This window comes from Paenibacillus sp. RS8 (assembly GCF_041956825.1).
Classification (GTDB): Bacteria; Bacillota; Bacilli; order Paenibacillales; family Paenibacillaceae; genus Paenibacillus_AQ.
Window position 1 is genome coordinate 2,015,921 of the sequence record NZ_CP168131.1, and the last position, 26,925, is coordinate 2,042,845.

23 protein-coding genes and 1 riboswitch are annotated in these 26,925 nt (G+C 45.4%); of the genes, 14 read left to right on the forward strand and 9 right to left on the reverse strand.

Features of this window, described 5'->3' with window-relative positions; all coding sequences use genetic code 11:
- Positions 1–167: 167 nt before the first annotated feature.
- From ACDZ28_RS10300 to ACDZ28_RS10310, 3 genes are all read right to left on the reverse strand, one after another.
- Positions 168–1,217 carry an ABC transporter substrate-binding protein gene (locus ACDZ28_RS10300; RefSeq protein WP_042123640.1) on the reverse strand — a complete coding sequence of 350 codons (1,050 nt, stop codon included), beginning with the start codon at positions 1,215–1,217 and terminating at the stop codon, positions 168–170.
- A gap of 160 nt (positions 1,218–1,377) precedes the next feature.
- Positions 1,378–1,488: riboswitch (TPP riboswitch) on the reverse strand.
- A 156-nt stretch (positions 1,489–1,644) separates the two neighbouring features.
- Entirely contained in the window at positions 1,645–3,096 is a 1,452-nt protein-coding gene (locus tag ACDZ28_RS10305) for a hypothetical protein (RefSeq protein ID WP_042123643.1), read from the reverse strand.
- 80 nt (positions 3,097–3,176) lie between these two features.
- Entirely contained in the window at positions 3,177–4,391 is a 1,215-nt protein-coding gene (locus ACDZ28_RS10310; RefSeq protein WP_339288931.1) for an MFS transporter, read from the reverse strand.
- 161 nt (positions 4,392–4,552) lie between these two features.
- Between ACDZ28_RS10310 and ACDZ28_RS10315 the strand changes: the two genes are divergently transcribed.
- The 7 genes from ACDZ28_RS10315 (at position 4,553) to ACDZ28_RS10345 (ending at position 10,126) form a co-directional block, all read left to right on the forward strand.
- A complete protein-coding gene (locus ACDZ28_RS10315) occupies positions 4,553–4,972 on the forward strand; it encodes a pyridoxamine 5'-phosphate oxidase family protein (RefSeq protein ID WP_042123646.1) in 420 nt (139 codons plus the stop codon).
- A 148-nt stretch (positions 4,973–5,120) separates the two neighbouring features.
- Positions 5,121–5,795, forward strand: coding sequence for a response regulator transcription factor (locus ACDZ28_RS10320; RefSeq protein WP_375104592.1), 675 nt, complete (start codon positions 5,121–5,123; stop codon positions 5,793–5,795).
- Positions 5,792–7,216, forward strand: coding sequence for a histidine kinase dimerization/phospho-acceptor domain-containing protein (locus ACDZ28_RS10325; protein ID WP_375104593.1), 1,425 nt, complete (start codon positions 5,792–5,794; stop codon positions 7,214–7,216). The genes ACDZ28_RS10320 and ACDZ28_RS10325 overlap by 4 nt, the downstream gene beginning before the upstream one ends.
- Before the next feature lie 70 nt (positions 7,217–7,286).
- Positions 7,287–8,198, forward strand: coding sequence for an ABC transporter ATP-binding protein (locus ACDZ28_RS10330; RefSeq protein WP_341110216.1), 912 nt, complete (start codon positions 7,287–7,289; stop codon positions 8,196–8,198).
- Positions 8,195–8,911, forward strand: a complete 717-nt coding sequence (locus ACDZ28_RS10335) for an ABC transporter permease (protein WP_042123654.1) — start codon at positions 8,195–8,197, stop codon at positions 8,909–8,911. Before ACDZ28_RS10330 ends, ACDZ28_RS10335 begins: the two co-directional genes overlap by 4 nt.
- 2 nt (positions 8,912–8,913) lie before the next feature.
- Entirely contained in the window at positions 8,914–9,648 is a 735-nt protein-coding gene (locus tag ACDZ28_RS10340; RefSeq protein ID WP_375104594.1) for an ABC transporter permease, read from the forward strand.
- Positions 9,649–9,760: 112 nt separating this feature from the next.
- Entirely contained in the window at positions 9,761–10,126 is a 366-nt protein-coding gene (locus tag ACDZ28_RS10345) for a metalloregulator ArsR/SmtB family transcription factor (protein ID WP_042123658.1), read from the forward strand.
- A gap of 119 nt (positions 10,127–10,245) precedes the next feature.
- On the opposite strand, the gene ACDZ28_RS10350 is transcribed toward ACDZ28_RS10345, so the two are convergent.
- Positions 10,246–11,007, reverse strand: coding sequence for a CPBP family intramembrane glutamic endopeptidase (locus tag ACDZ28_RS10350; RefSeq protein ID WP_076116597.1), 762 nt, complete (start codon positions 11,005–11,007; stop codon positions 10,246–10,248).
- Between the two features lie 229 nt (positions 11,008–11,236).
- On the opposite strand from ACDZ28_RS10350, the gene ACDZ28_RS10355 reads away from it, so the two are divergent.
- Positions 11,237–13,477 (forward strand): heavy metal translocating P-type ATPase, encoded by a 2,241-nt coding sequence (locus tag ACDZ28_RS10355; protein WP_042123662.1) that lies wholly within the window; start codon positions 11,237–11,239, stop codon positions 13,475–13,477.
- Positions 13,478–13,537: 60 nt separating this feature from the next.
- Here the strand turns inward: ACDZ28_RS10355 and ACDZ28_RS10360 are convergent, their stop codons facing one another.
- The 3 genes from ACDZ28_RS10360 to ACDZ28_RS10370 form a co-directional block, all read right to left on the reverse strand.
- A complete protein-coding gene (locus ACDZ28_RS10360) occupies positions 13,538–14,503 on the reverse strand; it encodes an L-lactate dehydrogenase (RefSeq protein ID WP_076116601.1) in 966 nt (321 codons plus the stop codon).
- A 173-nt stretch (positions 14,504–14,676) separates the two neighbouring features.
- Positions 14,677–15,177 (reverse strand): CcdC family protein, encoded by a 501-nt coding sequence (locus ACDZ28_RS10365; RefSeq protein WP_076116602.1) that lies wholly within the window; start codon positions 15,175–15,177, stop codon positions 14,677–14,679.
- A 246-nt stretch (positions 15,178–15,423) separates the two neighbouring features.
- Positions 15,424–15,684 (reverse strand): GlsB/YeaQ/YmgE family stress response membrane protein, encoded by a 261-nt coding sequence (locus ACDZ28_RS10370; protein ID WP_042123669.1) that lies wholly within the window; start codon positions 15,682–15,684, stop codon positions 15,424–15,426.
- Positions 15,685–15,933: 249 nt separating this feature from the next.
- Here ACDZ28_RS10370 and ACDZ28_RS10375 point away from each other — a divergent pair, with 249 nt between their 5' ends.
- The gene (locus ACDZ28_RS10375) at positions 15,934–16,983 is read left to right on the forward strand and encodes a lactonase family protein (RefSeq protein WP_375104595.1); all 1,050 of its coding nucleotides are present in this window, start codon (positions 15,934–15,936) and stop codon (positions 16,981–16,983) included.
- 128 nt (positions 16,984–17,111) lie between these two features.
- On the opposite strand, the gene ACDZ28_RS10380 is transcribed toward ACDZ28_RS10375, so the two are convergent.
- On the reverse strand, positions 17,112–19,379 hold the full coding sequence (locus ACDZ28_RS10380) for an alpha/beta hydrolase family protein (RefSeq protein ID WP_375104596.1): 2,268 nt from the start codon (positions 19,377–19,379) through the stop codon (positions 17,112–17,114).
- 485 nt (positions 19,380–19,864) lie between these two features.
- On the opposite strand from ACDZ28_RS10380, the gene ACDZ28_RS10385 reads away from it, so the two are divergent.
- From ACDZ28_RS10385 to ACDZ28_RS10400, 4 genes are all read left to right on the forward strand, one after another.
- The gene (locus ACDZ28_RS10385; protein ID WP_375105333.1) at positions 19,865–20,992 is read left to right on the forward strand and encodes a sulfate ABC transporter substrate-binding protein; all 1,128 of its coding nucleotides are present in this window, start codon (positions 19,865–19,867) and stop codon (positions 20,990–20,992) included.
- Between the two features lie 100 nt (positions 20,993–21,092).
- Positions 21,093–21,947 (forward strand): sulfate ABC transporter permease subunit CysT, encoded by an 855-nt coding sequence (gene cysT, locus ACDZ28_RS10390; RefSeq protein ID WP_042123674.1) that lies wholly within the window; start codon positions 21,093–21,095, stop codon positions 21,945–21,947.
- A 512-nt stretch (positions 21,948–22,459) separates the two neighbouring features.
- On the forward strand, positions 22,460–23,323 hold the full coding sequence (cysW, locus tag ACDZ28_RS10395; RefSeq protein ID WP_076116607.1) for a sulfate ABC transporter permease subunit CysW: 864 nt from the start codon (positions 22,460–22,462) through the stop codon (positions 23,321–23,323).
- Positions 23,324–23,434: 111 nt separating this feature from the next.
- Positions 23,435–23,659 (forward strand): YezD family protein, encoded by a 225-nt coding sequence (locus ACDZ28_RS10400; protein WP_042123679.1) that lies wholly within the window; start codon positions 23,435–23,437, stop codon positions 23,657–23,659.
- Between the two features lie 315 nt (positions 23,660–23,974).
- On the opposite strand, the gene ACDZ28_RS10405 is transcribed toward ACDZ28_RS10400, so the two are convergent.
- Positions 23,975–24,283 carry a hypothetical protein gene (locus tag ACDZ28_RS10405; protein ID WP_042123682.1) on the reverse strand — a complete coding sequence of 103 codons (309 nt, stop codon included), beginning with the start codon at positions 24,281–24,283 and terminating at the stop codon, positions 23,975–23,977.
- Between the two features lie 259 nt (positions 24,284–24,542).
- Between ACDZ28_RS10405 and ACDZ28_RS10410 the strand changes: the two genes are divergently transcribed.
- Positions 24,543–26,804, forward strand: coding sequence for a helix-turn-helix domain-containing protein (locus ACDZ28_RS10410; protein WP_339288944.1), 2,262 nt, complete (start codon positions 24,543–24,545; stop codon positions 26,802–26,804).
- The last annotated feature ends 121 nt before the right edge of the window (positions 26,805–26,925 follow it).

Below are 26,925 nucleotides of genomic sequence, written 5' to 3' on the forward strand. Positions count from 1 at the left end.
TACGCTCCGTTCCTCCTTCCTCAAGTAACGTTCAACCTTCTTGGTTCTGAAAGTCGACTTTTTGAACTCTCATTGAAATAGGTAAGTTCAAAAAGCCAACTTTGATAACGATGTAATTCAGGAAGCAGATTCGGCGTCGAATCTTGAACGAACTTGGGAAGTCCGGTCTACTCCGCCGGTAAAAAATCATTCGTGAATGCACTAGCTGCATCCAGCGGTTTGTCCAGCAGCTTCAAATCATACATCCAGTCGCCGTAATTCTGCCAGACCTCGGTTTTTTGCTCTCCCCAGCGTGGGGCGTCGTCCTTATATTTCGGGCTAAGCCATTTTTGGCTAGCTAGGACAAGCTCTGCATCAAGGTCAGGCACAGCCTTGGATAATGTAGCGGCAGCCTCTTCTGGATGATCAATCGCATATTGATAGCCCTTGGATGTGGCTTTCAGGAAAGCCTTCACCAAATCTGGATTCTCAGAAATCTGCTTCTCACTCGTGGTCAGCACAGGGGTGTAATAATCGAGCTGAGGCGCATAATCCTTCAAGTAAAGCATATCCAGAGGCTCACCACGCAGTTCGGCTTCAATACCAGTCCAAGCGTAGAAGATCCAAGCGAAATCAATGTCACGTTTGACTGCGGTAAAATAGTCAGCTTCACCAATACTGATTAGCTTCACCTTTTTCACATCGCCACCTACAGGGTCCATGATCGCCTTCATGGCTGCTTCTTCAGCAGGAGAGCCCCAACCGCCGTAGGTTTTACCCTCAAAATCTTTTGGTGATTTAATATTGCGGTCTACTGGAGCGGCGAAACCCGAAGTATTATGCTGAATAATGGCTGCAATCGAGACAAGGGGAACGCCTTGTAGACGGGCTAGAGTCAATCCTTCCTGAGCGCTGATCCCAAAAGCGGCTTCGCCAGAGGTAACCATAGTATCAGAACCCGCTGCGCCAGGTTGAACGATTTCTACATCCAGACCTTCTTCCGCGTAATAACCAAGATCCTTGGCTACGTATAGACCGGTGTGGTTCGTATTCGGTGTCCAATCCAGTGCAACCTTAACTTTGGTAAGCTCTTTCGGAGCATTTGATCCGGTCGCAGCATTCGAATCCGCAGCATTTCCTTTGTTTCCGGCTGTATTCCCATTGTTGCTGCCGCATCCGGCAATCGCAAGAATGAGCATACAGGTGAGGCTAAGCATAAGTGCTTTTTTGAGTTGCATGTCTTCTTCTCTCCTTTAAGGTTGCCAGATCCCGTCATCCAACATGAACCATAAAGTGTAGTATGTACATTTCTTCTACATCTTTTGTGATCTACACAAAAAAAGCGCCCCGAGTGATCGGGACGCTGGCTTGGCGCAAGGTTAGTAAAGGTCACAGGGACCAAAACCAATTGGCGATTCCTACGCTGGCATTATCCAGATCAGGTATAAGGGTCAGTATCTTGTGGGATACAATCTCAGCCGGCCAATTCCAGCACCCCTGGTTCTATGAAGTTAACGGGTATTTCCACGTGAAATATAAGTAAGTATAAGCTTTCATCTATACTTTATGTCTTATATTTCTCGCATACGGTGTATTATAGACGGCTGTTCTCGGAATGTCTAGTAGCACGCGCCTAAATTTTTCGAATCTCTCCGTCCGTTTTCATTAATCCAGATCTTTATGTTTCTTGCGATGACGCCGCTTAAGCTCAGTAACCAGAGCACCTAGCGTAAGGACAACACTGATCATTATCCCGCTCATAATCACGAAAAGAGCAAGAAACTCAAAGGGGGAATAGCTAACCATCTTACTCCATTGAATCTTTCCATCCAGATCGTCAATGACTTGATTCATGCCATAAATCCCACTTACCACCGTAAATACAGTGAGGATCATCAGCAGATTATCCCGGCGCTTCGATTGGAACTTATCTTGATACTGAAACAGGTCAGTCAAGGTTTCTTTTACTTCCTCGAACAGAGCGTCATTCCCGTATACTTTACGCAGCTGAAGAAAAATCTCCCGTCCTTGCGACTGTGAAATCAGCTCCAAGAAATAAAACTTTGCCGAGAATTTATTAATCGAGTAGATTAAATTGTCGATCTCATCATAATCGTGGTTTATGCGTAGTCGGGAATGCATATTTGCCAGCTTTAGCAGAACAATTTTGTGGAAAATATTGAGTAGAAATCCGTAATAATATTGCCCGTACATCTGGTTGGCCAGGCTAACGGCGATCTTTGGTTCAGCTCGGGTCAGACAGCAAAAGGTCTGCTCATTCATCATATAATACGAGTCTGGGCCCCATCGATTATAGGAATGCTCATGACAGTAGTTCGCAATATACGCTGGATCGCTGGCACTGGCATAGGGCTTCCCGTTCAGATCAATTCCATCAAGCTGAGAGGCGCGATAGCGCATATTTATACTAATCTCATCAGAATCTCCTTCACTCTGAAAGCCATAAAAGGCTTGCACCTGCATTCTTTCATCTACGAAAAAGGGAAGGGTCTCGAAATAAGCCCCATTGATATCCGAGTGATCCAGAAAAGGCTCCAGTCCATCCACCAGATTTCGGAAGACAAAATCCTCTACCATCTCATAGGTCTGTTCCCCGCAATGGATATAGGTGTAGTCATCCTGCACGAAGGTATTCTCAAGCGTCCGGAAGCGGTCCGCGAATTCCAGTGCAATACTAAAGGGAATCGAATCCCCCTCAAGCTGGACACGTATCGTCACAAATCCAAGCTGAAAAGGACATATGAATATATCCGTCGAGAGAATTTTAAAAAATATAGACTGCTGAGGAATCTCTAGAATACAGTCCAGATTATTGACTCTGGAAAAGCGGCGGAAAGAGTCTACATCCTTCTTGCGTGGAAAAAGAATATGTGCAGCAAACGGTAAATAGGTGCGCTCCATCCGTTCATGGGAAACACAGTGATCTTCTCCGTAATAGGCATTTTCTAACTCTTTATTATCCAGAAAAAAACGTGTGAAGCCATCATCCTGCAATTGTTGGATAAGCTTCTTAGAATCGCCCTTTTTTATTGAAAAGGGAAAAATAAACTGCATAAGCGCAGTATGTAATAAAGGCTCAGTTGAAAGCTTATCCATTCATCGTCCATCCTTGTGCTCAGAATATGCTTATAGATGACATTACCCTAAAAGGATTAGGTTGATACCATTTTGACATTCTAAATACTGGAACTCTTTCTTTGCACTGCTTGTCTGGATTGGAATCTCCATGTGGCAATGCTCAGCAAGAACAAGAAGGCGGCAAAACCGGCAAGTAACCCAGCAGTTTGTGCCACTTTTAGATGGTCCATAGACCAGCCCATAAATAGGGGCAGCAGAGCTCCACCGACACCTCCAGCAGCGATCATTATGCTGGGTGTTGATTCTTCGGCTCCTGGTAGCATCTTGCTGGAGAAGACTAGAGCTATGGAGAAAATACCGGACATAAATAGCCCAAGTAGCATAATTACGATGAATGCAGCTAATCGATTATCTGTGAACGGAAAAAGAGCCAGCAGTAACAAGGTCAGTAAACAGCTACTTAAAATATATACACGGTAAGAAATTTTCTCTGCAATCACTCCAGCAAACAATCTTCCCGTAGACATAGCTAGCCAAAAGAAAGTGACTGTCAGCGCCGCCGCAGATTCTGTCATCCCTAGCTTGGCGATAAAGATGGCGGGCATAAAGTTGACCAGACTCATCTCCGTACCTACATAAAGAAAGAAGAAAAGGATGAAGATGCCCAGCAGAATCCATTGTTTCCCTTTATACGGAAGCTGTGTGCTGGACTGCGAGGAATGTGCGGATGCTGAGACTTTGCGAGGTGCTCGCTCGTCCAGTATGGGCTGCAGATTCCCAAAATGGCCTCTTCCCCAGAGAATGAGGGAAAGTAATGAGAAGCCAGCGACAATTAGGAATGCCAATCTCCATGCTCCGGTAGCAATGAGCGGACTGGCGATAAGAGGCATTACAAGTGCTCCTATCCCAAATAGGACTTCAAGTCGGCTCATCGCAATCGCGGTTCCTTCTGTCACAGCTCCGATAATGATGGTGCCGATGACGGCTTCGATCATACCGAAACCAAAGCCAGCCGCAACAGCAATGACATACATCCACTCCCAAGGGGGTAGAAAAGCATACGCAATCTCAGCAGTCAGGAGAAGAGCGGTGGCGATAATGATGCCTCCTCGTTTCCCAAAACGGCGATTGAGTAGGGGAGAGACAAGCACACCAGCCAAAAAACCAGCGAATTGACTAAAAATTAATTGCCCGCCGGCACTATAATTTTGGTCATAATGCTGTAGCAGAACGGGAAGAATAGATCCCAGCACTACATGAGCAAGTCCAATGACAAAGTAGGAAAGACAGCCGATCCAGATCAGTTTTTTCACGAAGTAAGCCCCTTATATTGAAAGTAGTTTATGGAGTAAGGTCGGATTCAATGTGAACCGGAAGGGTACATTATAATAAGCACCATTGTTATGATAAATCCAAACGGTGAGCTTGGATATATAAACTTTTGTTTACATGCTTGAAGGGAGAGATTTACGTAATGGATAACAAACAACTGGAACAACTCATTATTAGAGCATTGGATGACAACAAGTTCGGTTCCTTTGGTACGATCGAAGAAGGAAATAAGCCGAAAGTACGTTACATGGCCATTTTCCATGAGGGTTTGAAGATTTATTTAGCTACGAATCGCAAAACTCATAAGGTGGAGGAATTATCGAATAATCCGAATGCTTTTTTGCTGCTTGGATATGAGTCAGGCGGAAGCAAAGATGTGCTGGAGATTGAAGCCACCGTTGCCGTTTCTAAGGATGAAGGGCTGCGCACAAAGGTGTGGAACAAAGAGCTGGAGCCATGGTTTACAGGGCCTGATGACCCTAATTATGTGATTCTTGAACTTACTCCAACGCGTATTGAGTATGTTGGCAGTAATAAAGAGCACGGCGTGTGGACCCCTTAAACCAATTTAAAATCAATTCCGAAAGCCTTCCTATCCCCCACGGGTTTAGGAGGGCTTTTTTAAAAGATAAGTCCCTGAGTGACCTGTTAAAACATGTTATAATGACTTCAACTTTTTACGTAATTTCTCAGGGGAGGACTTAAAATACATGACCGTTACTCTGTTATATATTGAAGATGATCATGAAATCGGCAGCGTCGTGTCTGCGGATTTAAGTGAGCGTGGTTATAGTGTGCGTTGGCTGCGGAGCGGGGAGGGAGCGACGGAGGAAGCGGCGCCTTGTCAATTGGCCATTCTGGATGTAATGCTTCCTGGCCTGGATGGCTTTACTGTCGGACAACGCTTGAAGCGGGTGTACCCAAAGCTGCCGATTCTGATGCTCTCAGCCCGAACCTCGATTGATGACAAGTTACAGGGCCTTGAGTTCGCGGACGATTATTTGACCAAGCCTTTTCATCCGGATGAATTGGCAGCCCGTATTGAGGTGCTGCTTAGACGGAATGGAGCAGCAGTGCAGGATTCACTCGCGCTTAAGCACTTAGTCGTCTATGAAGGGGATAACCGAGTGATAAATGCTCAGACACAGGAAGAAATCATGCTTACGGGTAAGCAGTTTCAGATTTTTTCTTATTTGCTGCGTCATCTTGGTCAGATTATGACGAAGGAGCAGATCTATGAAACGGTCTGGGGGGAGAGCTATATCGAAGGGGATAAAACGCTAATGGTACATATTCGGTATTTGCGCGAAAAGCTAGAACTTGATCCGGGCAATCCGGAAATTATAGAAACTGTCCGGGGGATCGGATATCGGGTAAGAGCATGAGGGGGTTAGGGCGCATTCGCAAGCAGCGTAACTCCTCTTTGCTATCGGGATATTTGCTTATTATTGTTTCTGCACTGCTTTTTATCCCTGTGGTCCTGCCGTTATCTTTTGTTCTCTACAATATGGTTAATGAAGTGACTAAAGGGGCTCCACCTGTAGACACCTCTCTGTATTCGAGTGTTGCAGCGCTGGAGACCATGTGGCATAAAGAGGCGCTTCAATTGGAAGATGCTTCTTCAGAAGGCATAAATGAGCGGCTATATGAACTGAGCCGGAAATACACTGAGGCTACTATGTTTTGGGTAGATGGGCAGGGAATGACCCAGTTGATTCTCACACCTGATGAAGGCAATCCGGACCATGGCAGCGGAGTTCCGGAGCAGTGGACTGCGGCTGAGGCTATTTTTTTTATGAAAGAAAGTACAAAGCGTGATCCTTTAGCCATTGTCGCCTTCATGGGAGATCGAGCGGATGCGGGTAAAGGGTTTATGGTAATGCAAATTCCAAACAAGCTGCTTAACAAAGGGGCTTATGGGGGAGTCGGGGCTTGGGCTTTGTATTATTTTGTGCTCTTTGTACTTTTTGGAGGGTTCGCACTGGTTTCTTTGCTGTTCTTTAAAAAAATACGCAAACGGCTACTACAGCTACAAACGGCGATGACCATTACGGGTCCAGATAGAATGCCTAGACCTATAGCGACAGGCAAACTGGACGAGATTGGCCGATTGGAGGAAGCCTTTAATACGATGGTCGTAAAGCTTGACGAAAGTCGACGCAGGGAATTAGAAGAAGAGGAGCTGCGAAAGCGTTTAGTATCCAACCTATCTCATGATTTGCGTACGCCGCTTACAGTCATCCGCAGCCACATTCATGTAATGACTAAGGAGAGCTTAACTCCAAAAGGTCAACAGTCCCTACAGCTTATGGATGAGCGTATTGCGGATCTTAGCGTCTTGATCGAGAATCTTTTATCCTACAATTTACTGAGCAGCGGAAGGATTACCTTAAAGCCGGAACGTAAAGATGTCCTGCGTTTGTTGCGGGAAAGTGCCGCTGCTTGGTACCCCGTATGGGAAAAAGAGGGCTTCGAGATCGATATTGATCTCGAAGCTGAACCACTAATCTGGATGGTGGATGAGGTGTGGTTCCGCCGTATTCTTGATAATCTGTTTCAGAATATTGTACGTCATGCCAACAGCGGTCTTTATGTAGGGATTTCTACGGAGTCCCGTAATGGGCAACGCGTTATTTTGATAACGGATCACGGCAGAGGTATCCAAAGTCCATCCGATTACAAAGGGGCAGGATTAGGGCTGTCCATCGTGGATCTGTTAATGAAGCATATGGAGTTAGAGTGGGATATGGAGAGTACAGGAGATGGCACCTCTATTGTAATCTTCAATCCACGGGATGAAATTTAAACAAAACTTAAACTTCGTGCCGCCTTGTTCTTAACCTTGGGACGTTATGCTAATTACCGAGGTGAGGAACATGAAAGAAACAGTGATTGAAACGAAGGATTTATTAAAAAAATACCGTGGCCGGGCTGCGGTGGAAAATTTAAATTTGAACATCCGCAAGGGAGAGATTTATGGCTTTCTTGGCCCAAACGGGGCAGGGAAAACAACAACAATTCGTATGCTGCTTGGACTGATCACTCCAACATCAGGAGGGATTGAAGTATTCGGCCAGGATCTTCGCAAGCATAAACTGCAAATTTTGCGGAAGGTAGGATCGCTTGTAGAGTCTCCATCCTATTACGGGCACTTAAGCGCTGTGGATAATCTTGAAGCCATCCGGCGTATTCTTGGTGCTCCGAAGTCACGGATTGCTGAGGTGCTTGATATTGTTTCCTTAACAGGGGAAGAGAAGCGCCCGGTTAAAGGCTTCTCCCTCGGGATGAAGCAGAGACTAGGTATTGCTGCTGCCTTGCTCGGGGAACCGGAGCTGCTTATTCTGGATGAGCCGACGAATGGACTTGACCCGTCTGGGATTCAGGAAATTCGCGGACTGATTAAACGATTGCCGCAGGAGCAAGGGATTACTGTCGTAGTATCCAGTCACTTGCTTAGTGAAATTGAGCAAATGGCGGATACCGTAGGGATCATTCGTCAAGGGCAAATGGTGTACCAAGATAGTATAACGAATCTGCAGCGGCAAGCCGGGGGAGAAATGCGTTTAGCAGTCTCGGACCCGGAGGCCGCGCTTCGTCTTGCTGAAGAACGGGGGTACGCAGGGATACTTCAAGACCAAAAGCTAGTCTTCTCCCGGATGATCGATGCAAGAGTTGCCTTGCTAGTCAAAGCCTTGGTAGAGAATGGGCATGCTATTTATCGTGTAGAGGAGCGGAGACAATCACTTGAGGACTTCTTCCTGCAGGTTGTAGGAGGAGAGGAATCATGATGTGGCGGGCACTGTCGGCGGATTGGCTCAAAATCCGTGGCAAGGGACTCTGGTTTCTAGTGTTTCTTGGACCGCTTGGGCTTGTAGCCATGCAAGGCTTGAACTTCGGCCTTCGTTATGATTATCTTCGCGAGCAGTATAGCGCGGATTTATGGGGTGGACTTCTGAACAATGTGGCTGCATTTGTGCCCATTGCTCTTTTTCTCGGAGGGACCTTAGTATGCTCGTTGATTGCAAATGTAGAACATCAGATGAGCTCGTGGAAGCAGCTCTTGGCGCTACCTATCTCACGTACTTCAGTATTTATGGCTAAGCTGGTGTTATGTTTGGTGCTAGTGGCGGTTTCTTGTTTGCTGCTTTCGGTGGGTACAGTTGGTTTAGGGCTTGTTTTGGGCTTCAAGGTAGAACTGATTCCTTATTTGGATGTGTTACGAATTGGTTTTATGTCCTATATCGCGGCGTTGCCGGTAATTGCCTTGCAGCTGTGGCTTTCTCTGGCTAACCGAAATCAGACATTGCCGGTCGCTCTGGGGATTACCTTATCTCTGGTATCTATCTTTTCTATGTTACTTTCAGAATGGGTTCCCTTAACATGGCCCTATATGGCTTGGGACTCTTCTCATCGTCTCTTATTTAGCGGCGCAGGGTTGCTGCTGGGGCTGCTGATTCTTTTGCCGGGTGCACTGCACTTCGCACGAAAGGATGTGGATTAACGATGAATTCATTTTGGAGAGTATTATCCTCAGAACGATTAAAAATGTCTAAATCATATGTCTGGCTTTTAGTTATAGGCAGTCCGATTTTAGCATTACTTCCCGGGGCATTGGCAGATAATCAAGGGGAGAAGATGAGTTGGGAACTGCTGTTAAATGTGATGTCCATGATGCATGCCTTGCTGTTTCTACCTGTACTCTCGGGTATTTTTGCCGCGCTGATCTGTCGTTATGAACATCATGACGGGGGCTGGAAGATGTTGCTGTCTCTGCCTGTGACTCGGTTATCAGTATACCTTTCAAAATATGTGATGATTATCGGATTGCTGGCTGCGGTCCAACTAACGTTCCTGGTGATGGTGCTGGGAATGGGTTTATTCCGAGATATTCCGGGTTCAATCCCTTGGTCGCTGCTACTTAGCTCGGTATTTGGCGGCTTTGTTGCCTGTCTGCCACTCGCTGCACTGCAGCTGGCTATCTCTCAAGGCTGGAGCAGTTTCGGCGCACCGCTGGCGCTTAATGTGAGTCTGACCATTCCTAATATGCTGATCGCCAATTCTTCAACCTATGGTCCTTATTATCCCTGGGTACAACCGATGTTGGCTATGATGCCGTATGGTGATGACACGTTTGGGGCTTTTAATTTACCGTTCGAAACGCTGATGATGGTAGTGGGCGGAAGCTTCATTGTCTTTTTTATGGCAGGACTGATCTCCTTTTATCGTAAAGCGGTCTGATATGCAACTCGGAGTGTACACACGCCTTCTCAATGGACATCCAGAGCTGGTTTTCATATAATTGAAGAAAACAATCAGCAAAGCTAACTGGCTGGTGGAGGAGGGCGATAGCATGGAGCCAACGGCATTAGAGGATTGCGATAATACATGCAAGGGTTCGGAGCTTGAACCGGAATCCATTGCATTGATCCTGCCTGACCGAGGAATAACGGATAAAATGGCAGAGATGTTCAAGGCGTTGGGTGATCCAACACGAGTGCGGCTCATTTACGCTTTGTCCCAGAAAGAATTATGTGTACACGATTTGTCTGTGATCCTTGATATGGGCCAATCTGCGATATCCCATCAGCTCCGTTATTTACGGAATTTACGAATTGTGAAGCGTCGTAAAGAAGGGAAGACGGTATTCTATTCGCTCAATGATGCGCATGTAGAGCAGATCTTTCTGCAGACACATGAACATGTCCGTCACGAATAGCTAGGGAAGCAAAAAAAGAGGGAATTCCAACAGCCGTTTCAGGCGCTTGGGATTCCCTTTTCTTATTATGTCGCAGTGGGTTTGCGATGAATATGCTCTTCTTAAAGGAATGGCGTCGATTAACCAGCTTGATTTAGGTTCTTCGTCATGTTTGGTTTTCTAAAGGATAATACTAGCCAGACACATTGAGCAGCGAGCACCAGGAGAATGAGCAGATCAATTCCTATATAATCGCTTGTATTATCGTTACCAACAAACTGAATCAGATTATGTACAAAATGAAACAATATCAGCGGAACAATATTATTATTTTTCAACATCAATAAAGAAAGCACAAAGCCGATCAGAAGAGCATATACGAGCTGTAGAAGGACTTGAGTGATGTCTGTACCAGATAAGGCATTAAGTAAGTGGGTAATAGAGAATAGAATACTTGAAGTAATTACTGCCGTTGTAGCACCCTTACTGAGCAAAGTCTTGAAAATCAATCCGCGGTAGATACTCTCTTCCACAAAAGCTACAAGCAGGGTGAAAAAGATAAAGAACAATACCTCAGACGTACTGATTTCACGAAAACCTTTAAAGGATATGGTGATCAGGATGACCAATAGAGGTGCATAATAGATCCAATTCCCAGAAGATATGGTGTTCAGAGGACGGAAGCCAAGATCACTCCATTTGTTCTTAACCGTGAAGTAGATGAGTAGTACAAGAGCAATTGGAATAAAGGAGATCAGTACTGGAGCGGTATACGATAGCTCTTTAAGCGTGGCGTAAGTCCCGGCGGCTGATACCGCTAAAAGTAACAACACCTCAATAATAACAACGGTCCAAACAGGGTATTTCTGTGAAAAAGAAGACGTTTTGGCTAGCTTTGACATGGTCTACATTCATCCTTTCTTTATCTTTCAGTTGCCAATCCATCTAGAAAGTGATCATGCATAATTTTACATATTTTCGTGAAAAGGTCAATTTATTTAATTTTTATGGAAACGGAGAAAAATGGTGCATATCACGTATTGACCTTCAAAAATAAAGGGAATATAATAGCAATAAGATAACATATGAACAAGTGCTCATATATGGTTTTTATCTGAGGAGATGTGCCGTATGGATACGATGCAAGGAAAAGTAAAACGTCAGTGGGAATTAGAAGGCTTAGATTGCGCCAATTGCGCAATGAAAATTGAAGATAAAGTGAAGAAGATTGAAGGCGTATCGTCTTGCTCTGTTAATTTTGTTACGAAGACAATGACGATGGAAACCGCCGCAGGTTATGAGGAGTCAGCGATTGTTGAAGCAAAGAAAACGGTGAAAGCACTTGAGCCCCATGTAAATGTGAAAGAGAAGGTTTCGGGTAGTCGCAAGCCGCATAATAACAGTAGTCATCAACATGATCATAAACATGGACATGACCACGATCATCAGGCTGCAGACGGACATAAGCATGATGATGCGGATGGCCATAGCCATGGTCACAGTCACGAGCATGGGGAAGGCGATACCCGTAAGATTCTACTGCGGTTAGGTGGCGGTGGCATACTCGCTCTTGCCGGAATATTCTTACCGGTCGAGGGTGTAGTAGAACTACTGATTTTCTTAGCAGCCTATCTCATCGTGGGTAGTGAGGTCGTCTGGCAAGCAGTGAAGAACATTATCCGGGGTCAGGTGTTCGATGAGAATTTCTTGATGGCTCTCGCAACCATCGGTGCCTTTGCGATTGGTGAGTATCCAGAGGGTGTAGCGGTTATGCTTTTTTACCAAATCGGAGAACTGTTCCAAGGTCTGGCAGTAAACCGTTCACGCCGATCTATCACGGCACTTATGGATATCCGTCCTGAATTTGCTTACCTTAAGCTTGGAAATGATCTTAAACGAGTCTCCCCTGAGGAAGTGGCGATCGGTGATTTGATTGTTGTGAAACCGGGTGAAAAGGTACCTCTGGACGGAACGATCCTTGAGGGGAGCGCCATGATGGATACATCAGCACTTACCGGGGAATCTGTACCGCGTTCGGCTGGACCGGGAAGTACGGTATTAAGTGGGTTTATTAATCGGAACGGTGTTATTACTATGCAAGTCACGCAGACCTTTGGAGAATCAGCTGTATCTAAAATTCTGGAACTGGTGCAGAATGCTTCGAGCAACAAGGCGAAAACGGAGAACTTCATTACTAAATTTGCACGGGCTTACACACCTATAGTAGTGATCACAGCTGTACTGCTGGCTGTCGTTCCTCCGCTAGTGATTAGCGGGGCAACCTTTTCAGATTGGATTTACCGGGCGCTTGTATTTCTCGTAATCTCCTGTCCGTGTGCGCTTGTGGTCTCAATTCCACTCGGTTTCTTCGGAGGAATTGGTGCAGCTTCACGCAGTGGAATTCTAATCAAAGGAAGTAACTACCTTGAAGCATTAAATGATGTGAAAGTAGTTGTCTTTGATAAGACAGGAACGTTGACCAAGGGGCAGTTTAAGGTCACTGGAATTTATCCGTCGGGTGGTAACTCTAAGGATGAATTGCTGCGAATAGCCGCTTATGCGGAGAGCCATTCGAATCACCCGATTGCCGAATCGATTCGGACGGCTTATGGAGAACAGATTTCTAAGGAAGCGATCTCCAATTACAATGAAATCTCTGGTCACGGAATTGAGGTTTCGATTGAAGGTAAGACGGTCCTTGCAGGTAACGCGCGTCTGATGGAGCGAGAGGGTATAGCTTATGAGGTGCCAGAGCAGAGTGGTACAGTAGTTCACATCGCAGTGGATCATCAGTATGGAGGATATCTGGTGATTGCTGATGAAGTGAAGGAGGACTCACTGCAGGCCATTCAGACGCTCAAAAAACTTGGCATCCGCAAGACGGTGATGCTTACTGGCGATGCTTCTTCCGTAGCTGAAGCTGTTGGGAAGCAGTTAGGTGTAGATGAGGTACACGCGGAGCTTTTACCGCAGCATAAGGTAGAGGCCATCGAGAAGCTGGATCGTGAAAAGTCACATCGTGAGAAAATTATTTTTGTCGGTGATGGAATTAATGATACCCCGGTACTGGCTAGAGCAGATGTGGGGATCGCAATGGGTGGACTGGGCTCGGATGCAGCGATTGAAGCGGCAGATATCGTTATTATGACTGATGAACCATCTAAGATTGCTGTAGCTATCGGAATTTCTAAACGCACACGGATGATTGTATGGCAGAATATTATCTTTGCTTTAGGCGTTAAAGCTATATTTCTTGTCCTCGGTGCATTTGGGATCGCCACGATGTGGGAAGCCGTATTCTCAGACGTTGGGGTAACTGTGTTAGCTGTACTGAACAGTATTCGAGCATTAAAGGTTAAAGATCAAGGATAAAAAAATCGCTCTTTAGGGTATTGGTGTTACTTACTGATCCCAAAGAGCGATTTCTTTTGTTTAAAGGGGGTTGTCTTCCAAGTGCAGACTCTCAATACCTGCGCGTACAATGCTGCAGGAGGCGTCGAATTTCGCTGCTTCTTCAGTGTTTAGGTTAAGCTCGAGCAGTTCTTGAATGCCAGTACTGCCAATAATGGCAGGCACACCGGTACATACACCACTTTGCCCGTACTCTCCGTCCAGAATTGCAGATACGGCAATGATCTTGTGCTCATCATTCAGGATGGAGCGAGTAATGTAGGCCAGTGCGCTGCCAATACCGAAATGTGTAGAGCCTTTTTTGGTGAATATCTCCCAGCCCGCGTCTTTGGTCTTGCGGGAGATATCCTCCAGATCCAGATGCTGGAACCGCTCGCGATGCTGCTCCATAATTTGCAGGATAGGCTTGCCGCCAATCGTCACATGTGACCAAGCTACAAACTGGGATTCACCATGTTCTCCGAGCGCGTAGCCGTTAACGCTGCGCGGATCAATAGAGAATACATCGGACAGTAGTGTCTTTAGGCGTGAGGAGTCAATGGAGGTTCCCGTACCAATAATTCTGTGGCGGGGCAGCCCCGATATTTTCCATACCATATAAGTGACAATATCGACTGGATTAGCGGCGACTACGAATATTCCATCGAATCCCCCAGCCATGATGTTGGTGATAATTTCTCTAGTAATTACCGCAGAGGCTTCCAGAACATCCAATCTTGTCTGTCCCGCCGTTGGATTGGCGCCGGCAGTCAGGATAACTACATCCATTCCTGCACAGTCGCTATGGGTTCCGGCATACACCTTTGTGCGTGTGTTGGTGAAATCCATGCAGTGCGAGAGATCAAGTGCTTGTGCCATAGCACGGTCATAGGTGCGGTCGATCATCATGATCTCATCACAAATCGCCTGATTGACCATGGAGTAGGCGCAGCTGGAACCGACCATTCCGGAACCGACGATGGCGACTTTTCTCGATTTACTTTTCAATTGCCTTGACCTCACTCTCTATCGTTAGATATGCATATATTTTAACGTATCCCTCCGCAAGTTACCTAACATCGGACACAGAAAAAATGATTTTTTTACTCCAAGGCGTTCAATAGTAAAAAGCCATCTCAATCATATGGATTGAAATGGCTTCTTGGAATAACAATATATACTTATGACTGTAGGGATTGTGTCTCCGAGGAAGTCATTACCTTATAACGTTTGTACATAAAGAATCTCCAGTGAACAATCATCCCGAAGGCCAAGATGAAGAACAATCCGCCGGACTGTGGGATAGAAACATAACTATTAATAAATTCATGAAGTAAGGTGCGGACTAGAAGAAGTCCGAGCAGGATGAAAGCAAAGCTCTTAGAACGCTGAGCATAGATTTGTCCATCCCGTTGTTCGAAGTTTGTACTGCGTATTAGAGGATACGCGAAGATGAACCAGCCGATCAGAAAGGCGAGCGCTGCCCACCATAAAGGAAACCTAACTTCAGGTACAACGAACATGGCAAAGCCGGTCGACATACCTAGAGGAGGAATCCATATTTTTCGAATGGTAACCGGACGTGCGCTAGCTTTAAGACGAATAAAAATAACCATTAGCGCCATGAGCAAGGTCCCTATAGTGGAGCCGATATGTAGGAGTGAGGGGTTAATGCTACCCATGATTCACGACCTCTCTATGATTTGAGTCACTTGTATCTTCATTATAACAGAAAAACGATGGCAGAACATTGAAGTGTAGCCGCTGTACGGAGGTAGTAACTCCATGAAAAGCACTGCAAACTACTTTAAGTAGAAAGGAGCCGAAAACACCAAATAGCAGATCAAGGCTAAACCGCCTAGACCTGCTATTTTTTAGCATAAATATTCATTTAGGGAAGTAGCCCGATAATATTAGTTCGGTCTAGCTTATGAACGGCTACGTCCGCTTGTTGAGCGAAGAATAAGGCTGACGATAAAGATCAGAACAACGGCCCCGATCAATGAAGGGAAGAAGTAGAAATCACTTACTTTAGGTCCCCAGCTTCCCAGAAGCACGCCGCCGAGCCATGAACCGATAATACCTGCGATAATGTTACCAATAACCCCGCCTGGAATATCTCTGCCCATAATCAGACCCGCTAACCAACCAATAATCCCACCAACAATTAACATCCATAAAAAACTCATGTTACTTCAACTCCTTCGTTTTGTTGTTTTCGATGTCTACTATTAACCTTACCAATCATGTTTAAACCACTTGTAAAAACTTACTTCTACCGGAATTGTTAGGAAGTGGGCTCAAAATTCAACTCGATAATGTATTACAACTATAAACATGCTATAGTGAAAAAATATTGTGAAATACTGAGTAAGATGCTATCAGTAAAGGGTAATTAAGAAGTAAATACACTTTATACAAACAAAGGAGTCGCTACTATGGAACGGCCTAATGAGGTATTGTTTTATGTGGGAACGTATAACCCTGAGGGTGAAGAAGCTATTCTATTATGCTCGCTTAGTCCTTCATCAGGGGAAATGAAGATTCTTGAGGGTACAAAGGGCATTGAGAATCCATCGTTTTTAGCAGTAAACAGCACAGGAAGCGTGCTCTATGCGGTTAGTGAGAAGGATGAGGGCGAGGTCTATGCTTTTGCTATTGATCCTGTTACTAAAGCGCTGAGTCCACTTGGAAGTCGTCCTACGGAAGGCGGCGCTCCTTGTTATGTCTCCATCAGTCCTAAGCAAGATTACATATTTGTCTCTAATTATTCCGGTGGCAACGCTAACGTATTTCCTGTAAATGAGGATGGCTCGCTTCAGGTTATGTCTGACCAAGTGAAGCATGTAGGTTCAGGAATTCGTGAAGACCGTCAGGAGGCTCCGCATCCACACTCCGTCATTCCGGATGGAAGCGGAAAGCATATACTGGTTTGCGATTTGGGACTGGATCAAATCCTGATTTATCACCTTGAAGAAGGTAAGCTGTCTAAGCATCGGGAGATTAATCTCCCACCTGGTTCAGGCCCCCGCCATCTGGCGGTACACCCTTCAGGACAATGGATTTACCTGGCGAATGAACTAAACTGTACAGTAACGGTATTTGCTAATGATGAGCAGAATGGGAACCTCAGCATTTTAGAGCATGTTAGCACGCTTCCAGAGCAATACATTGCGGGTAGTGATGATACAGCTTCCGATATTCATGTATCGCCATGCGGTAAATTCTTGTATGTCTCGAACCGGGGACAAGACAGTATCGCCTTGTTCCATATTGAGGGTTCAACAGGTCATCTTGAAGCGGTAGATTGGCAGGTTACAGGCGGACGTACTCCGCGTAATTTCGCCATCATTGGCGGCAAGCTGCTCGCTGCGAATCAAAATAGCGACATTATTACTTCGTTCTCCATCGATAGTGACAGTGGCAGATTAATTCCTACAGGGAATGAGCTGAAGATAAAGACACCAGTCTGTATTCAAGCCTTGTAGGCTGGGAATAGGTTATTGTATGTTTCAATATTAGGGGCTATTCCCCGTAATCCATCAAAATAAAAGGCCTTCCAATCAGCTCTACATGTGCTGAGGGGAAGGCCTTATTGGTATAATGGCAAGATACCTTAAAACGTGTTTCGAATTCCTAAATCGTAGAAGCCAATGTCATCTAGCATGATTTTATCTCCCTCAGCTTCAAGGTAGAAGGTGATTTCCGTCAGGTTCTCAGGTTCTAGCTCGGGTTCTTCCTCTTGAAACTGTTCGAAAGGCATCTCATAGGTTTGAAAAACAGCTTCGGATAGATCACCGTATTTCCCATCATTAATCCGTTCTTCAAGCCATGGGAATAACGTGAACTGAGTTTGCGGCAGTGGAAGAATATCCATTACCTCACTTAGCGGCAAGCGTGCTGAGGTATCATTTTTGTCGGTTAATTCCACCTCTACATTCGGAGGTAGCGGAATATTTAATTCATCCTTAATATCACCATTGAGGTTTGCTAAGGAGAACGTAAGACCGTCTGCGTCTGAAAGGGCCATTTCAGTAACAACACTGTCTTTAAGCTTAATGTTGTAATAGGCGTCCTCGTCTTTTTTGGCTGTCCGTTCAAGAACGACACCATAGGTGCCTTTACTCTTAGATTCACGATCTTTCGCGAGCTCTTCCGACCAGGATAATCCGGAAGCTTCTGCTGTTCCAAGATCAACGGTATTCTTGTTGCGATCCTCGTCAAATGTGGCTACTGGCCGATATCCGCCATCCTGGAATCGACTGTAGTAAGTAGTATCCGGTAGCCATTTCAGTCCACTGCGGTAATCCCGGAACAAGCTCTGGTATTCGTCTTTTCCGTGTAAGGTAGTCTCCAGAAAAGCTGATACATAGACTTTTGCGATTTTCCGCTGTTTATCTGCTTCCATAATTTGCGCTCGATTTAAAAAGAGTCCAGCAGGTAATGTCTGATCATAGGCACCCCAATCGCTGTTGAACTGACTGTGATTGGCGTCCGCAATATACAGCGAGCTTTTGAAAGCGGAGGACCCTTGGGAATAGGAAGTACGTATATACTGTCGATCACCATAGAAATCATGTACATCCCCATCGCGAGCCCCTTGCAGAGTCAAATAGTTAACATCCTTGAGACGGGCTTGCTGATCGTCTATCGCTTTGTCCGTTGGGGCAAGGGCGACTACAGAGGTTATATTAAAACGATCTACTGCCTTCATAACGGGATCATTTTTGAACCAGCGATCGGCATCTGCAGCCATAGCAACAGCTTGTCCACCGCGGCTATGACCGAGCAGGGCGGTTTTTGTGAAATCTATTTTCTCATAAAAAGGATTGCCCGGTTGTTCTGAGAAATCTGCAAGCTGTTCCAGATGTTTCAGAATGATCCAGGTTCGTACTTTAAAATCATTGTCCGGAATACCAGACCAAGCCGAATAGTTGAGGAAATTCTCATCCAGGGAAATTGCGATAAACCCTCGACTGGCCAAGAGTTCACCGAGATAAGCATACCCTCCGTCAGAGTAATCTTCCATCATGTGATTTCCGTGCACCATCAACACTACCGGATAGGGACCTTCGCCCTCAGGCATCCATACACGACCATTAAGTGGAAGTGCATTATAATCGAATCCCCAGAATAAAGTGCGCAGTTTTGACCAATTCTTAATATAAGCAGAAGCATCTACTGTAGAAGAGATCACATTTGCATCCTTGCCGTATTCCGTTCGGTGCAAATCCTTACCGTTGGCATAGGTGAAGGACTGATAAGCTTGATTGCCAGGTTGTGCCGGATCGGAGGCAGTCAGTGGAATTACATCCGAATCACTGATATCAATAGGCTCCAAAGTAGGAAGTTCCTGCACTCCGTTTGCCAGAGCCAGTTGGGAAAAAGTTACCGTAATGGTAAGCAGAAGTCCCAGTGTTACTCTTTTGCTGCGCAGCAGACCGATAGCCAAACCGCCTAACGCACCTAGTAGTGACAGAAGGACAGCAATGAGTGCCGCTGCTTCAATCTCAAAATCAGCGTAATATAAGATTAGTAGAATAGCTCCAAAATCGCTCAATACACAGCCTGCGAATAATCGTGGGATGCGAAGTCCGGTCAACGCGATCAGTACGGCTATGATATTGCTGGCAATGGCCAGCAGAATGGTGCTCGTACCTGCAGCAAGTGCAATATCTGTGGGCACCCCTAACCCAGTAGGTATACCTAATACAGCAGTCGTGAAAGCCAAAAAGCAAACGATCCAAAGACCAGCGATTGCTGTCCTCCAGACCGTTGTATCATAACGGTAAGTTCCCCTAACTCTTCGTTTAATTTCTTGAGTCATTCGCCTGTGAAGCCGTGGTCTTATCGGCGCAGGGACGTACTCTAAATCCATACCCATGATTCTCACTCCCGACATTAAGCGGTAATTTTCTCTAGACCATAAGCTGTAGCAATAATATTACTTTATAGCATCAATAACAAGTGGATCTTACAGGAACCCACACCATTGCCTGTATAGCGTGGGACTTAAAAGATTCCTTTGTCATTGGTTGGAAAAAAGGTTTGACACAGTTAAAGGGTTTCAGTATTATATCCATATAACCAACTAAGTAGATAGGAATAATCGAAGAAAGTTCTTACCGTACAGACGGAGGGACGCTCGCATTAGGCTCGCAGACACGTGTCATTGGACCGGTTTGACCTGCCATACGTGGGCTTTCCTCCGTTCTTTTTGTTACCTGCAAGCATAAACGCCTCGGCCTCCTAATAAGGACTATAAGCGTTTAAGCGAGAAATATAAGGAAAATGTATAACGTGAAACTTATACTTTCTTATATTTTAAGAATGAAATGATGGCAAGAAAAACATGGGGGAGTGGCAATGATGAAGAGAAAAATGAACAAAGGGCTTCTTGTAGGATTTACCTTGTTGCTGACGGCAGGACTTACTGCGGCTTGCGGCGGCAATAACAATAGCGGAAATAGTGCTAGTTCGGCAACGAACTCACCAGCAACAACTAATACAGCGGAGGCTACGAATGCTGCAGAAGCTACAAAGGCGCCATCCAAAGATCCGGTAGAACTGCTCAACGTCTCCTATGATCCTACTCGTGAGCTATATGAGAACTATAATAAGGCTTTTGCAGCTTACTGGGAAAAAGAAACGGGACAGAAGGTCACAATTAAGCAATCTCACGGTGGATCAGGTAAACAAAGCCGTGCAGTGCTTGATGGTCTGGAAGCGGATGTGGTCACACTGGCCCTTGGATATGATATTGACGCATTGCAGGAAAAGGGTCTTATCAATGAAGGCTGGCAAAGTAAATTTGATCATAACAGTTCACCTTATACCTCAACAATCGTGTTCTTAGTACGCAAAGGGAATCCGAAAGGAATCAAAGATTGGCCAGATCTGCTCAAGGAAGGCGTAGAAGTGATTACACCGAATCCGAAAACATCAGGTGGTGCACGTTGGAACTACTTGGCGGCGTGGGGTTATGCGTTAGACCACAACAATAACGATGAAGCTAAGGCTGAGGAATTTGTAAAAGAACTGTTCAAACATGTTCCAGTGCTGGATACGGGTGCGCGCGGTTCGACGACCACTTTTGTAGAGCGTGGAATTGGCGATGTGCTGATTGCTTGGGAGAATGAAGCTTATCTTTCTGTAGAAGAGCTCGGTCCGGATAAATTCGATATCGTAAATCCATCTGAAAGTATCCTGGCTGAACCGCCGGTAGCAATAGTAGATAAGGTTGTGGATAAAAGAAATACGCGTGAGGTGTCCGAGGCTTACTTGAAGTATCTCTATACGGAGGAAGGACAAAAAATCGCGGCTGAGAACTACTACCGTCCAACGCTAGAAAGCGTGAAAGAACAATATAAAGATAAGTTCCCGGAAATTAAGCTATTCACACTGTCTGATAAATTTGGAACCTGGAAAGAAACACAAGAGAAGCATTTTAACGATGGCGGGATCTTTGACAAGATCTATGTGCCGGGTGCTAAATAACAGATTAATAAAATGGGATTATTACTTTGCTTTTAGAGATTTGTCCCTAGTAAGGGGCTGATCGGCTAACCTGCCGAAGGCGAGAAAGGATGAATAGGGGATGAATGTCACCGCAACTACTACAGCTGCACCGGCGACAACTCGGAGAAAGATACTGCCCGGTTTTGGAATAACGATGGGGTACAGCGTACTTTACCTGAGTCTTGTAGTACTCTTGCCGCTCTCAGCGCTATTGTTCAATTCTACTGGACTGAGCTGGGCGAAATTCTGGGATGTAGCTACCGATCCGCGCGTATTGGCTTCGTATCGTGTCAGCCTATCTACGGCAGCGGCTGCTGCTTTTGTCGATGCTATTCTAGGTCTTTTGCTGGCATGGGTACTGGTACGATATGAATTTCCGGGCAAAAGAATATTTGATGCGCTGATCGATCTTCCGTTTGCTTTACCGACAGCTGTAGCTGGTGTCTCCTTGACGGCTCTTTATGCGACAAACGGCTGGATCGGAGCGTGGCTTGAGCCGCTGGGATTAAAGGTGGCATTTACCCCGCTTGGCATTACCCTTGCCTTAATGTTCATTGGGATACCGTTCGTCGTGCGAACGGTACAGCCGGTGCTGGAGGATTTGGATCGGGATATGGAGGAAGCCTCAGCAACCCTTGGTGCAGGCCGCTGGAGAACCTTTCGTTCAGTGGTATTGCCAGAGTTGTTCCCTCCGCTGTTAACAGGCTTTGCTTTGGCATTTGCCCGTGGTATCGGCGAATTTGGCTCAGTCGTGTTTATCTCCGGTAATATGCCGATGAGAACGGAGATCGCTCCGTTGCTTATTATGTCTAAACTGGAGCAGTATGATTACGCTGGTGCTACTGCCGTAGCATTGCTGCTACTGCTCATTTCCTTCTTAATGCTGTTAGTCATCAATACGCTCCAGCGTTGGGTGCGTAAGACTTCTCGGTAGGTCTTTAGGTTTTGACTCTCTATATTGCAAGTATTTAATTTGGAAGTTTTGTTTTGCTGAGCGATTCTTAGCGAAGCTATAACCGAACAGGTAAATGACGACTTTATTTTACGAAGCATACTTGCTTCCGTAAAATGCGGAATCCCAAGGGAAATTGAGGATTCGCAGAGTGAATTTTCTTTTAGAGGAGCGATAGCGATCTCGAAGTTTTGAACCAGATAACTGGTAAGAAAGGAACGGAGAGGAATATTGGAACTGTAGAAGCGTTAGCGTTCGCCTTTATCCTCGGATTTCTACCGCGGACAGCGGTTCAAATCAGGAAATCTGAGGATAACAGCGATCGGAAGTCCGATATTCCTTGGAAGTGACCCATTACCAGTAATCTTGTTTGAACGATTCCAGCCGCCCGATAACTCCAAAATTTACTCAAAGACGCTTCATATTTCCCGTTGTTCGGCATTTTTCAGAAGCTAATCATGCTTTCGTAAAACCCTTTAAAGGAGGAATAACTTGTGGCAGGCACCGTCCCACTTCAAGCCCCCCGGCTGCAGAAGAATACGTCCTCACCAGCGACAACGGAAACCAAGGTTGTAAAATGGGTGTTGATCGGAGTTGCTGGACTAGTCCTTTTTTGGCTGATTGCTCTGCCTTTGGTTGTAGTGCTGACAGAGGCGCTGAAAAAAGGCTGGGACGTATATATAGCTGCTCTAACTGATCCAGATGCCCGTTCCGCACTGAGGCTGACGCTTCTAGTTGCAGCGATCACTGTACCATTGAACACCTTCTTTGGTGTAGCAGCTGCGTGGGCAGTAACCAAGTTTCGTTTTCGCGGCAAAGGGTTTCTCATTACCTTGATTGATCTCCCCTTTGCAGTATCGCCGGTCATCGGCGGTCTGATCTTTGTGCTCGTCTTCGGCGCCAACGGTTGGTTTGGCCCTTGGCTGAGCGCCCATGATATCAAGATCGTATTTGCGCTTCCAGGGATCGTGTTGGCCACACTGTTTGTTACATTTCCTTTTGTGGCGCGTGAGTTAATTCCACTGATGGAGGATCAAGGGACACAGGAGGAAGAGGCAGCGATTACCCTCGGAGCACATGGTTGGCAAATCTTTTTCAGAGTCACGCTTCCTAATATTAAATGGGGTTTATTATACGGCATTATTTTGTGTAATGCGCGGGCCATGGGCGAGTTTGGTGCAGTCTCTGTAGTATCCGGGCATATACGCGGGGAGACGAATACACTGCCGCTGCACGTTGAGATTTTGTACAATGAATATCAATTTTCAGCATCTTTTGCAGTAGCATCACTGCTCCTCTTATTGGCTTTGGTGACGATGATTATTAAAAGCTGGTTATCACGAAAAAATGCCCATTGACAGTACTTTTGGTTCCGTGCTAAGTTAATTCATAGTATACTGGTTGGTAATAACGGAATTGTGAAAATTAGGCGGATATAATCCTTTGGATGGGGAAAGGGAGGCTAGAGAATGGCTAAACCGCTGAAAGTGGATGATTTATGGCTTACGCGGATTGCAGGGCTTCTGGATGATATGGAGTTTGGCTCCTTGCACATCGTAGTGCATGAAGGTCAGATTGTTCAGATGGAGCGTACGGAACGCAAACGTTTTGAGAATGGCAATGGCAACGCAAATGGGCGTTACATTGGTGAGGGCGGAACCCGGCGAGCTGATTCCCAATCGGCAGGACGTTGATACAATCCCGGGCAATCATACAGGTATATATTATCTTACTGGATTAAAATTATGGAGTTGCCTCAGCAGCCTTGAAAGCCTGCTGAGGCAACTCCTCTGTTTTTTGATACGAAGCATCGATCGGACTCAGAGTACCCCTAAACGCAGTTTTTTTGCACATTTGGCATGCTAACGGACCCTATAGTCGCTATCGCATAAAAAACATCAAATAGGTATCTCTTTTACCAAAAGACAGAGCAGCGATTCATCCGAACATGGAGAAACGACTGCTCTGTTATCTTTTTCCCACGCAAGCGACCGACGATATCAGCCCTTTTAATAGCGAGGGGCTTGGCGTGAGGCGGACACACCCTCCATCAGCAGTACGAGCGCAGTAACGCCGTGCATAATCCAGCCTAAGATAGGAATGAACGCTAAAATCGAGGTGATAATGCCTAGCACGTTTCCGACAATGGGTTTCCGCTCTCTTTGCAGTATAACGATGGCTACTGCGTGGAGCAAAAAAGCAATGGCCAGTGGAACCCAACCATTAGCGATGATAAAGAGTCCACCGATCAACGGCAGAGCCAGAAAGGCTTCATACAGGCACGTACCCCATTTAAACAGCTTTGCTACAGGAGACATTATGCTTCACCAACCTTTTTAGAATATTGTTATAGATACTATTCCACACAGTTAGTAATAGGATTCAAGAATTTGATCTTCCCAAGTCCTGTGAATAGCGCAGTGAATTTTGGTAATGGACGGCATTTTCATATTCATATATAGTGTGAGTTAGATATTTCCAAAAGGATGGTAAGGAGTTGTAATCACCCGATGAGGATACAAACTTTCCTATTAGGTGATTTTCAATTTTTAAAGGAATCACCAAGGGGAGATCAAATTGCTTAGAAAGTCTTTTTTCACAAAACTACTTATTGCCTACCTTATTATTGTATTCGCTTACACGATGATTGCGGTCTGCCTGTCTTTTTTTAAGGACAGTCAAAGAGTGCGTTCAGAACTTAGTCAGAATCAGCAGAATTTTCTGATGCAATCGCGTGACAAAATTGATACGAAGCTCGGTGTTTCTTTCAATTTAATTGCGCAGTTGAGATTAGATGAGCATGTCGTTAAATTCGCTGAAAAAGAACGGAATTACTATGAGATCACACAAACCTCATATGCACTGCAAAATCATATAGATGCATTCTCTGAATTCGGCTACAGCATCGATTTAATGAAGACTAACGACGATCTGGTCATTACGCCGCAAATCTCGTCGGATAGAAGACGTTATATGGAAGATATGGGGATGACTAATGAGGATTTTGCACAATTAGGCACAGACAGCACGAGCCCAAATATAACGCTATCGAGTAGACGAAATACTTCGGTGGGAGATGAAAGCGCATCCATAATAATTGTTAATCCAGAAAGGGTAGGAATAGGGAATTCATTGTTTTTCGTTGTCTCATTCTTTGAGCAATTACTGCTGCCGCCCCTATCATCTGATACGCAAGAAGCTTTTGCCATTATCGAGAATGGTCGATACGTTACGCTCAAATCAAGCTTTGACGATAAACGGGGCAAGGAATTGCTTACTTATCCACTGGCACAACTAGATGGGCAGGCAACCGCTGATTACACGAAGCTGTCCAATGAGGAATTCGATTTCCATTTGATCCGCTCGAAAACAATGCCACAATGGTCGTATATGTATGTTACACAGAATTACTCATTGGCAGACTCCTTTACACCGAACTTGAAAGGGGCTGTACTTCTACTAGTTATTCTCATCATTGTTGGACTTGCGTTCGCATATACAGTTTCCAGGCGCATGTACCGGCCAGTAGGTCATCTCGTCGGCTTGTTCAAAAGCTACGGTGAGCCTGCGGGTACAGACGAATTCGCTTTCCTCAATGAGACAGCGACGAGTATAAGTAAAGCTAATGAACAGATGAAATCTGCACTAAATGAGCATAGACTCTCAATGAGAGACAAGTTTCTGCGGGATTTGCTGCATGGATTAATTTCTCCTGACAAGGTGGATGACCTGCTAAATACGCATCAACTACAAAGCCTTTCTGCCAACTTGAGCGTTTGCGTGATTTCCTTCTCGAACAGTAAGGAATTGGAGGAGCAATATTCGAAAGAAGCGATTCTTACGATAAAATCAAAGACTTCGTTGATCATTTATGAGCAGTTGAAGGTTCATTTCCCTTGTGAGCTGCTTGATCACGATTTCACTAAATTTGTCTTCATAATCAGGGACTCCGATACGGAATCGATTCAGAAGAAGCTCATGAAAGCGATGGCTCAAGTCGAGGATGCACATGCGTATGGATTGACTGCAGCTGTCGGCCAGCCCGTAGCCTCTGCAGGTGAGATTGACCGCTCCTTTATCCAGGCGCTTGATATCCTGAAGCGGAGATCGGCAGTGGATAAGACCTCCGTCATCACTTATAAACAACTCAGCCAAGTTCAGATGGTTAGCTATTATTATCCTATCGATACGGAACGCGAGCTGATTAGCTATGTGATTCGCGGCAAACGGGAAAATGCATTAAATACGCTAAACCGTCTTCTATCGGAAAATCTGGAGCAAAGGCAGTTAACGCGGCAGCAGCTCGACCAGTTCAGCTTGCTTGTGTTGGCTACACTGAGTCGAATTATCCAGCAGTTGAATATGTCTTTCGAAGAATTTGTTCAAGCCCACAAGGAATCTCTGGACATTGTGCAGCACGGCGAATCGAAGGAGCTGATGGTTTCGGCCATCACGACCTTATTTAGCGCTATGCTCGATACGATTGATCAGCAGAATGAAATGATGGATAACAGTACGGTAAAGCGGATGATCGAATATATTCACGACAACTACAACAGGGATTTATCACTTAGCATGATAGCGGAGGAGTTTAACTTCTCTCCCGGGTATGTCAGCATCGCATTCAAAAATCATTCCGGCGAAAATTTTAAAGATTACTTGAATTTTTATCGTGTGCAGCAAGCCAAAGAAATTATGCGTCAACAGAAAGACATTAAGATTGGTGATTTGGCGCTGATGGTCGGCTGCAACAATGCGAACACGTTTATTCGCATGTTCCGGAAGTATGAAGGGTTAGCTCCCGGTCAGTACGCAAAGAAGCTTAACGAGAAGCAATAAGATTTCAAGGCTTTATATAATGAATATTGTTGATTCAACAATAGCCGCCTAGCCTAAGTGCCAGGCGGCTATTGTATGTTCGACGGACGTTTCTCTATAACGAGAAATTGTTGATACATAA

Bases quoted from the DNA above. Each gene is read 5' to 3' on its own strand.
- cysT (WP_042123674.1), top strand. From the start codon at position 21,093: ATGAATGTCACCGCAACTACTACAGCTGCACCGGCGACAACTCGGAGA.
- ACDZ28_RS10340 (WP_375104594.1), top strand. From the start codon at position 8,914: ATGAATTCATTTTGGAGAGTATTATCCTCAGAACGATTAAAAATGTCT.
- ACDZ28_RS10300 (WP_042123640.1), bottom strand. From the start codon at position 1,217: ATGCAACTCAAAAAAGCACTTATGCTTAGCCTCACCTGTATGCTCATT.
- ACDZ28_RS10345 (WP_042123658.1), top strand. From the start codon at position 9,761: ATGGAGCCAACGGCATTAGAGGATTGCGATAATACATGCAAGGGTTCG.
- ACDZ28_RS10355 (WP_042123662.1), top strand. From the start codon at position 11,237: ATGGATACGATGCAAGGAAAAGTAAAACGTCAGTGGGAATTAGAAGGC.
- ACDZ28_RS10315 (WP_042123646.1), top strand. From the start codon at position 4,553: ATGGATAACAAACAACTGGAACAACTCATTATTAGAGCATTGGATGAC.
- ACDZ28_RS10365 (WP_076116602.1), bottom strand. From the start codon at position 15,177: ATGGGTAGCATTAACCCCTCACTCCTACATATCGGCTCCACTATAGGG.
- ACDZ28_RS10305 (WP_042123643.1), bottom strand. From the start codon at position 3,096: ATGGATAAGCTTTCAACTGAGCCTTTATTACATACTGCGCTTATGCAG.
- ACDZ28_RS10330 (WP_341110216.1), top strand. From the start codon at position 7,287: ATGAAAGAAACAGTGATTGAAACGAAGGATTTATTAAAAAAATACCGT.
- ACDZ28_RS10375 (WP_375104595.1), top strand. From the start codon at position 15,934: ATGGAACGGCCTAATGAGGTATTGTTTTATGTGGGAACGTATAACCCT.
- ACDZ28_RS10370 (WP_042123669.1), bottom strand. From the start codon at position 15,684: ATGAGTTTTTTATGGATGTTAATTGTTGGTGGGATTATTGGTTGGTTA.
- ACDZ28_RS10385 (WP_375105333.1), top strand. From the start codon at position 19,865: ATGAAGAGAAAAATGAACAAAGGGCTTCTTGTAGGATTTACCTTGTTG.
- ACDZ28_RS10380 (WP_375104596.1), bottom strand. From the start codon at position 19,379: ATGGGTATGGATTTAGAGTACGTCCCTGCGCCGATAAGACCACGGCTT.
- ACDZ28_RS10335 (WP_042123654.1), top strand. From the start codon at position 8,195: ATGATGTGGCGGGCACTGTCGGCGGATTGGCTCAAAATCCGTGGCAAG.
- ACDZ28_RS10405 (WP_042123682.1), bottom strand. From the start codon at position 24,283: ATGTCTCCTGTAGCAAAGCTGTTTAAATGGGGTACGTGCCTGTATGAA.
- ACDZ28_RS10320 (WP_375104592.1), top strand. From the start codon at position 5,121: ATGACCGTTACTCTGTTATATATTGAAGATGATCATGAAATCGGCAGC.
- ACDZ28_RS10325 (WP_375104593.1), top strand. From the start codon at position 5,792: ATGAGGGGGTTAGGGCGCATTCGCAAGCAGCGTAACTCCTCTTTGCTA.
- ACDZ28_RS10350 (WP_076116597.1), bottom strand. From the start codon at position 11,007: ATGTCAAAGCTAGCCAAAACGTCTTCTTTTTCACAGAAATACCCTGTT.
- ACDZ28_RS10400 (WP_042123679.1), top strand. From the start codon at position 23,435: ATGGCTAAACCGCTGAAAGTGGATGATTTATGGCTTACGCGGATTGCA.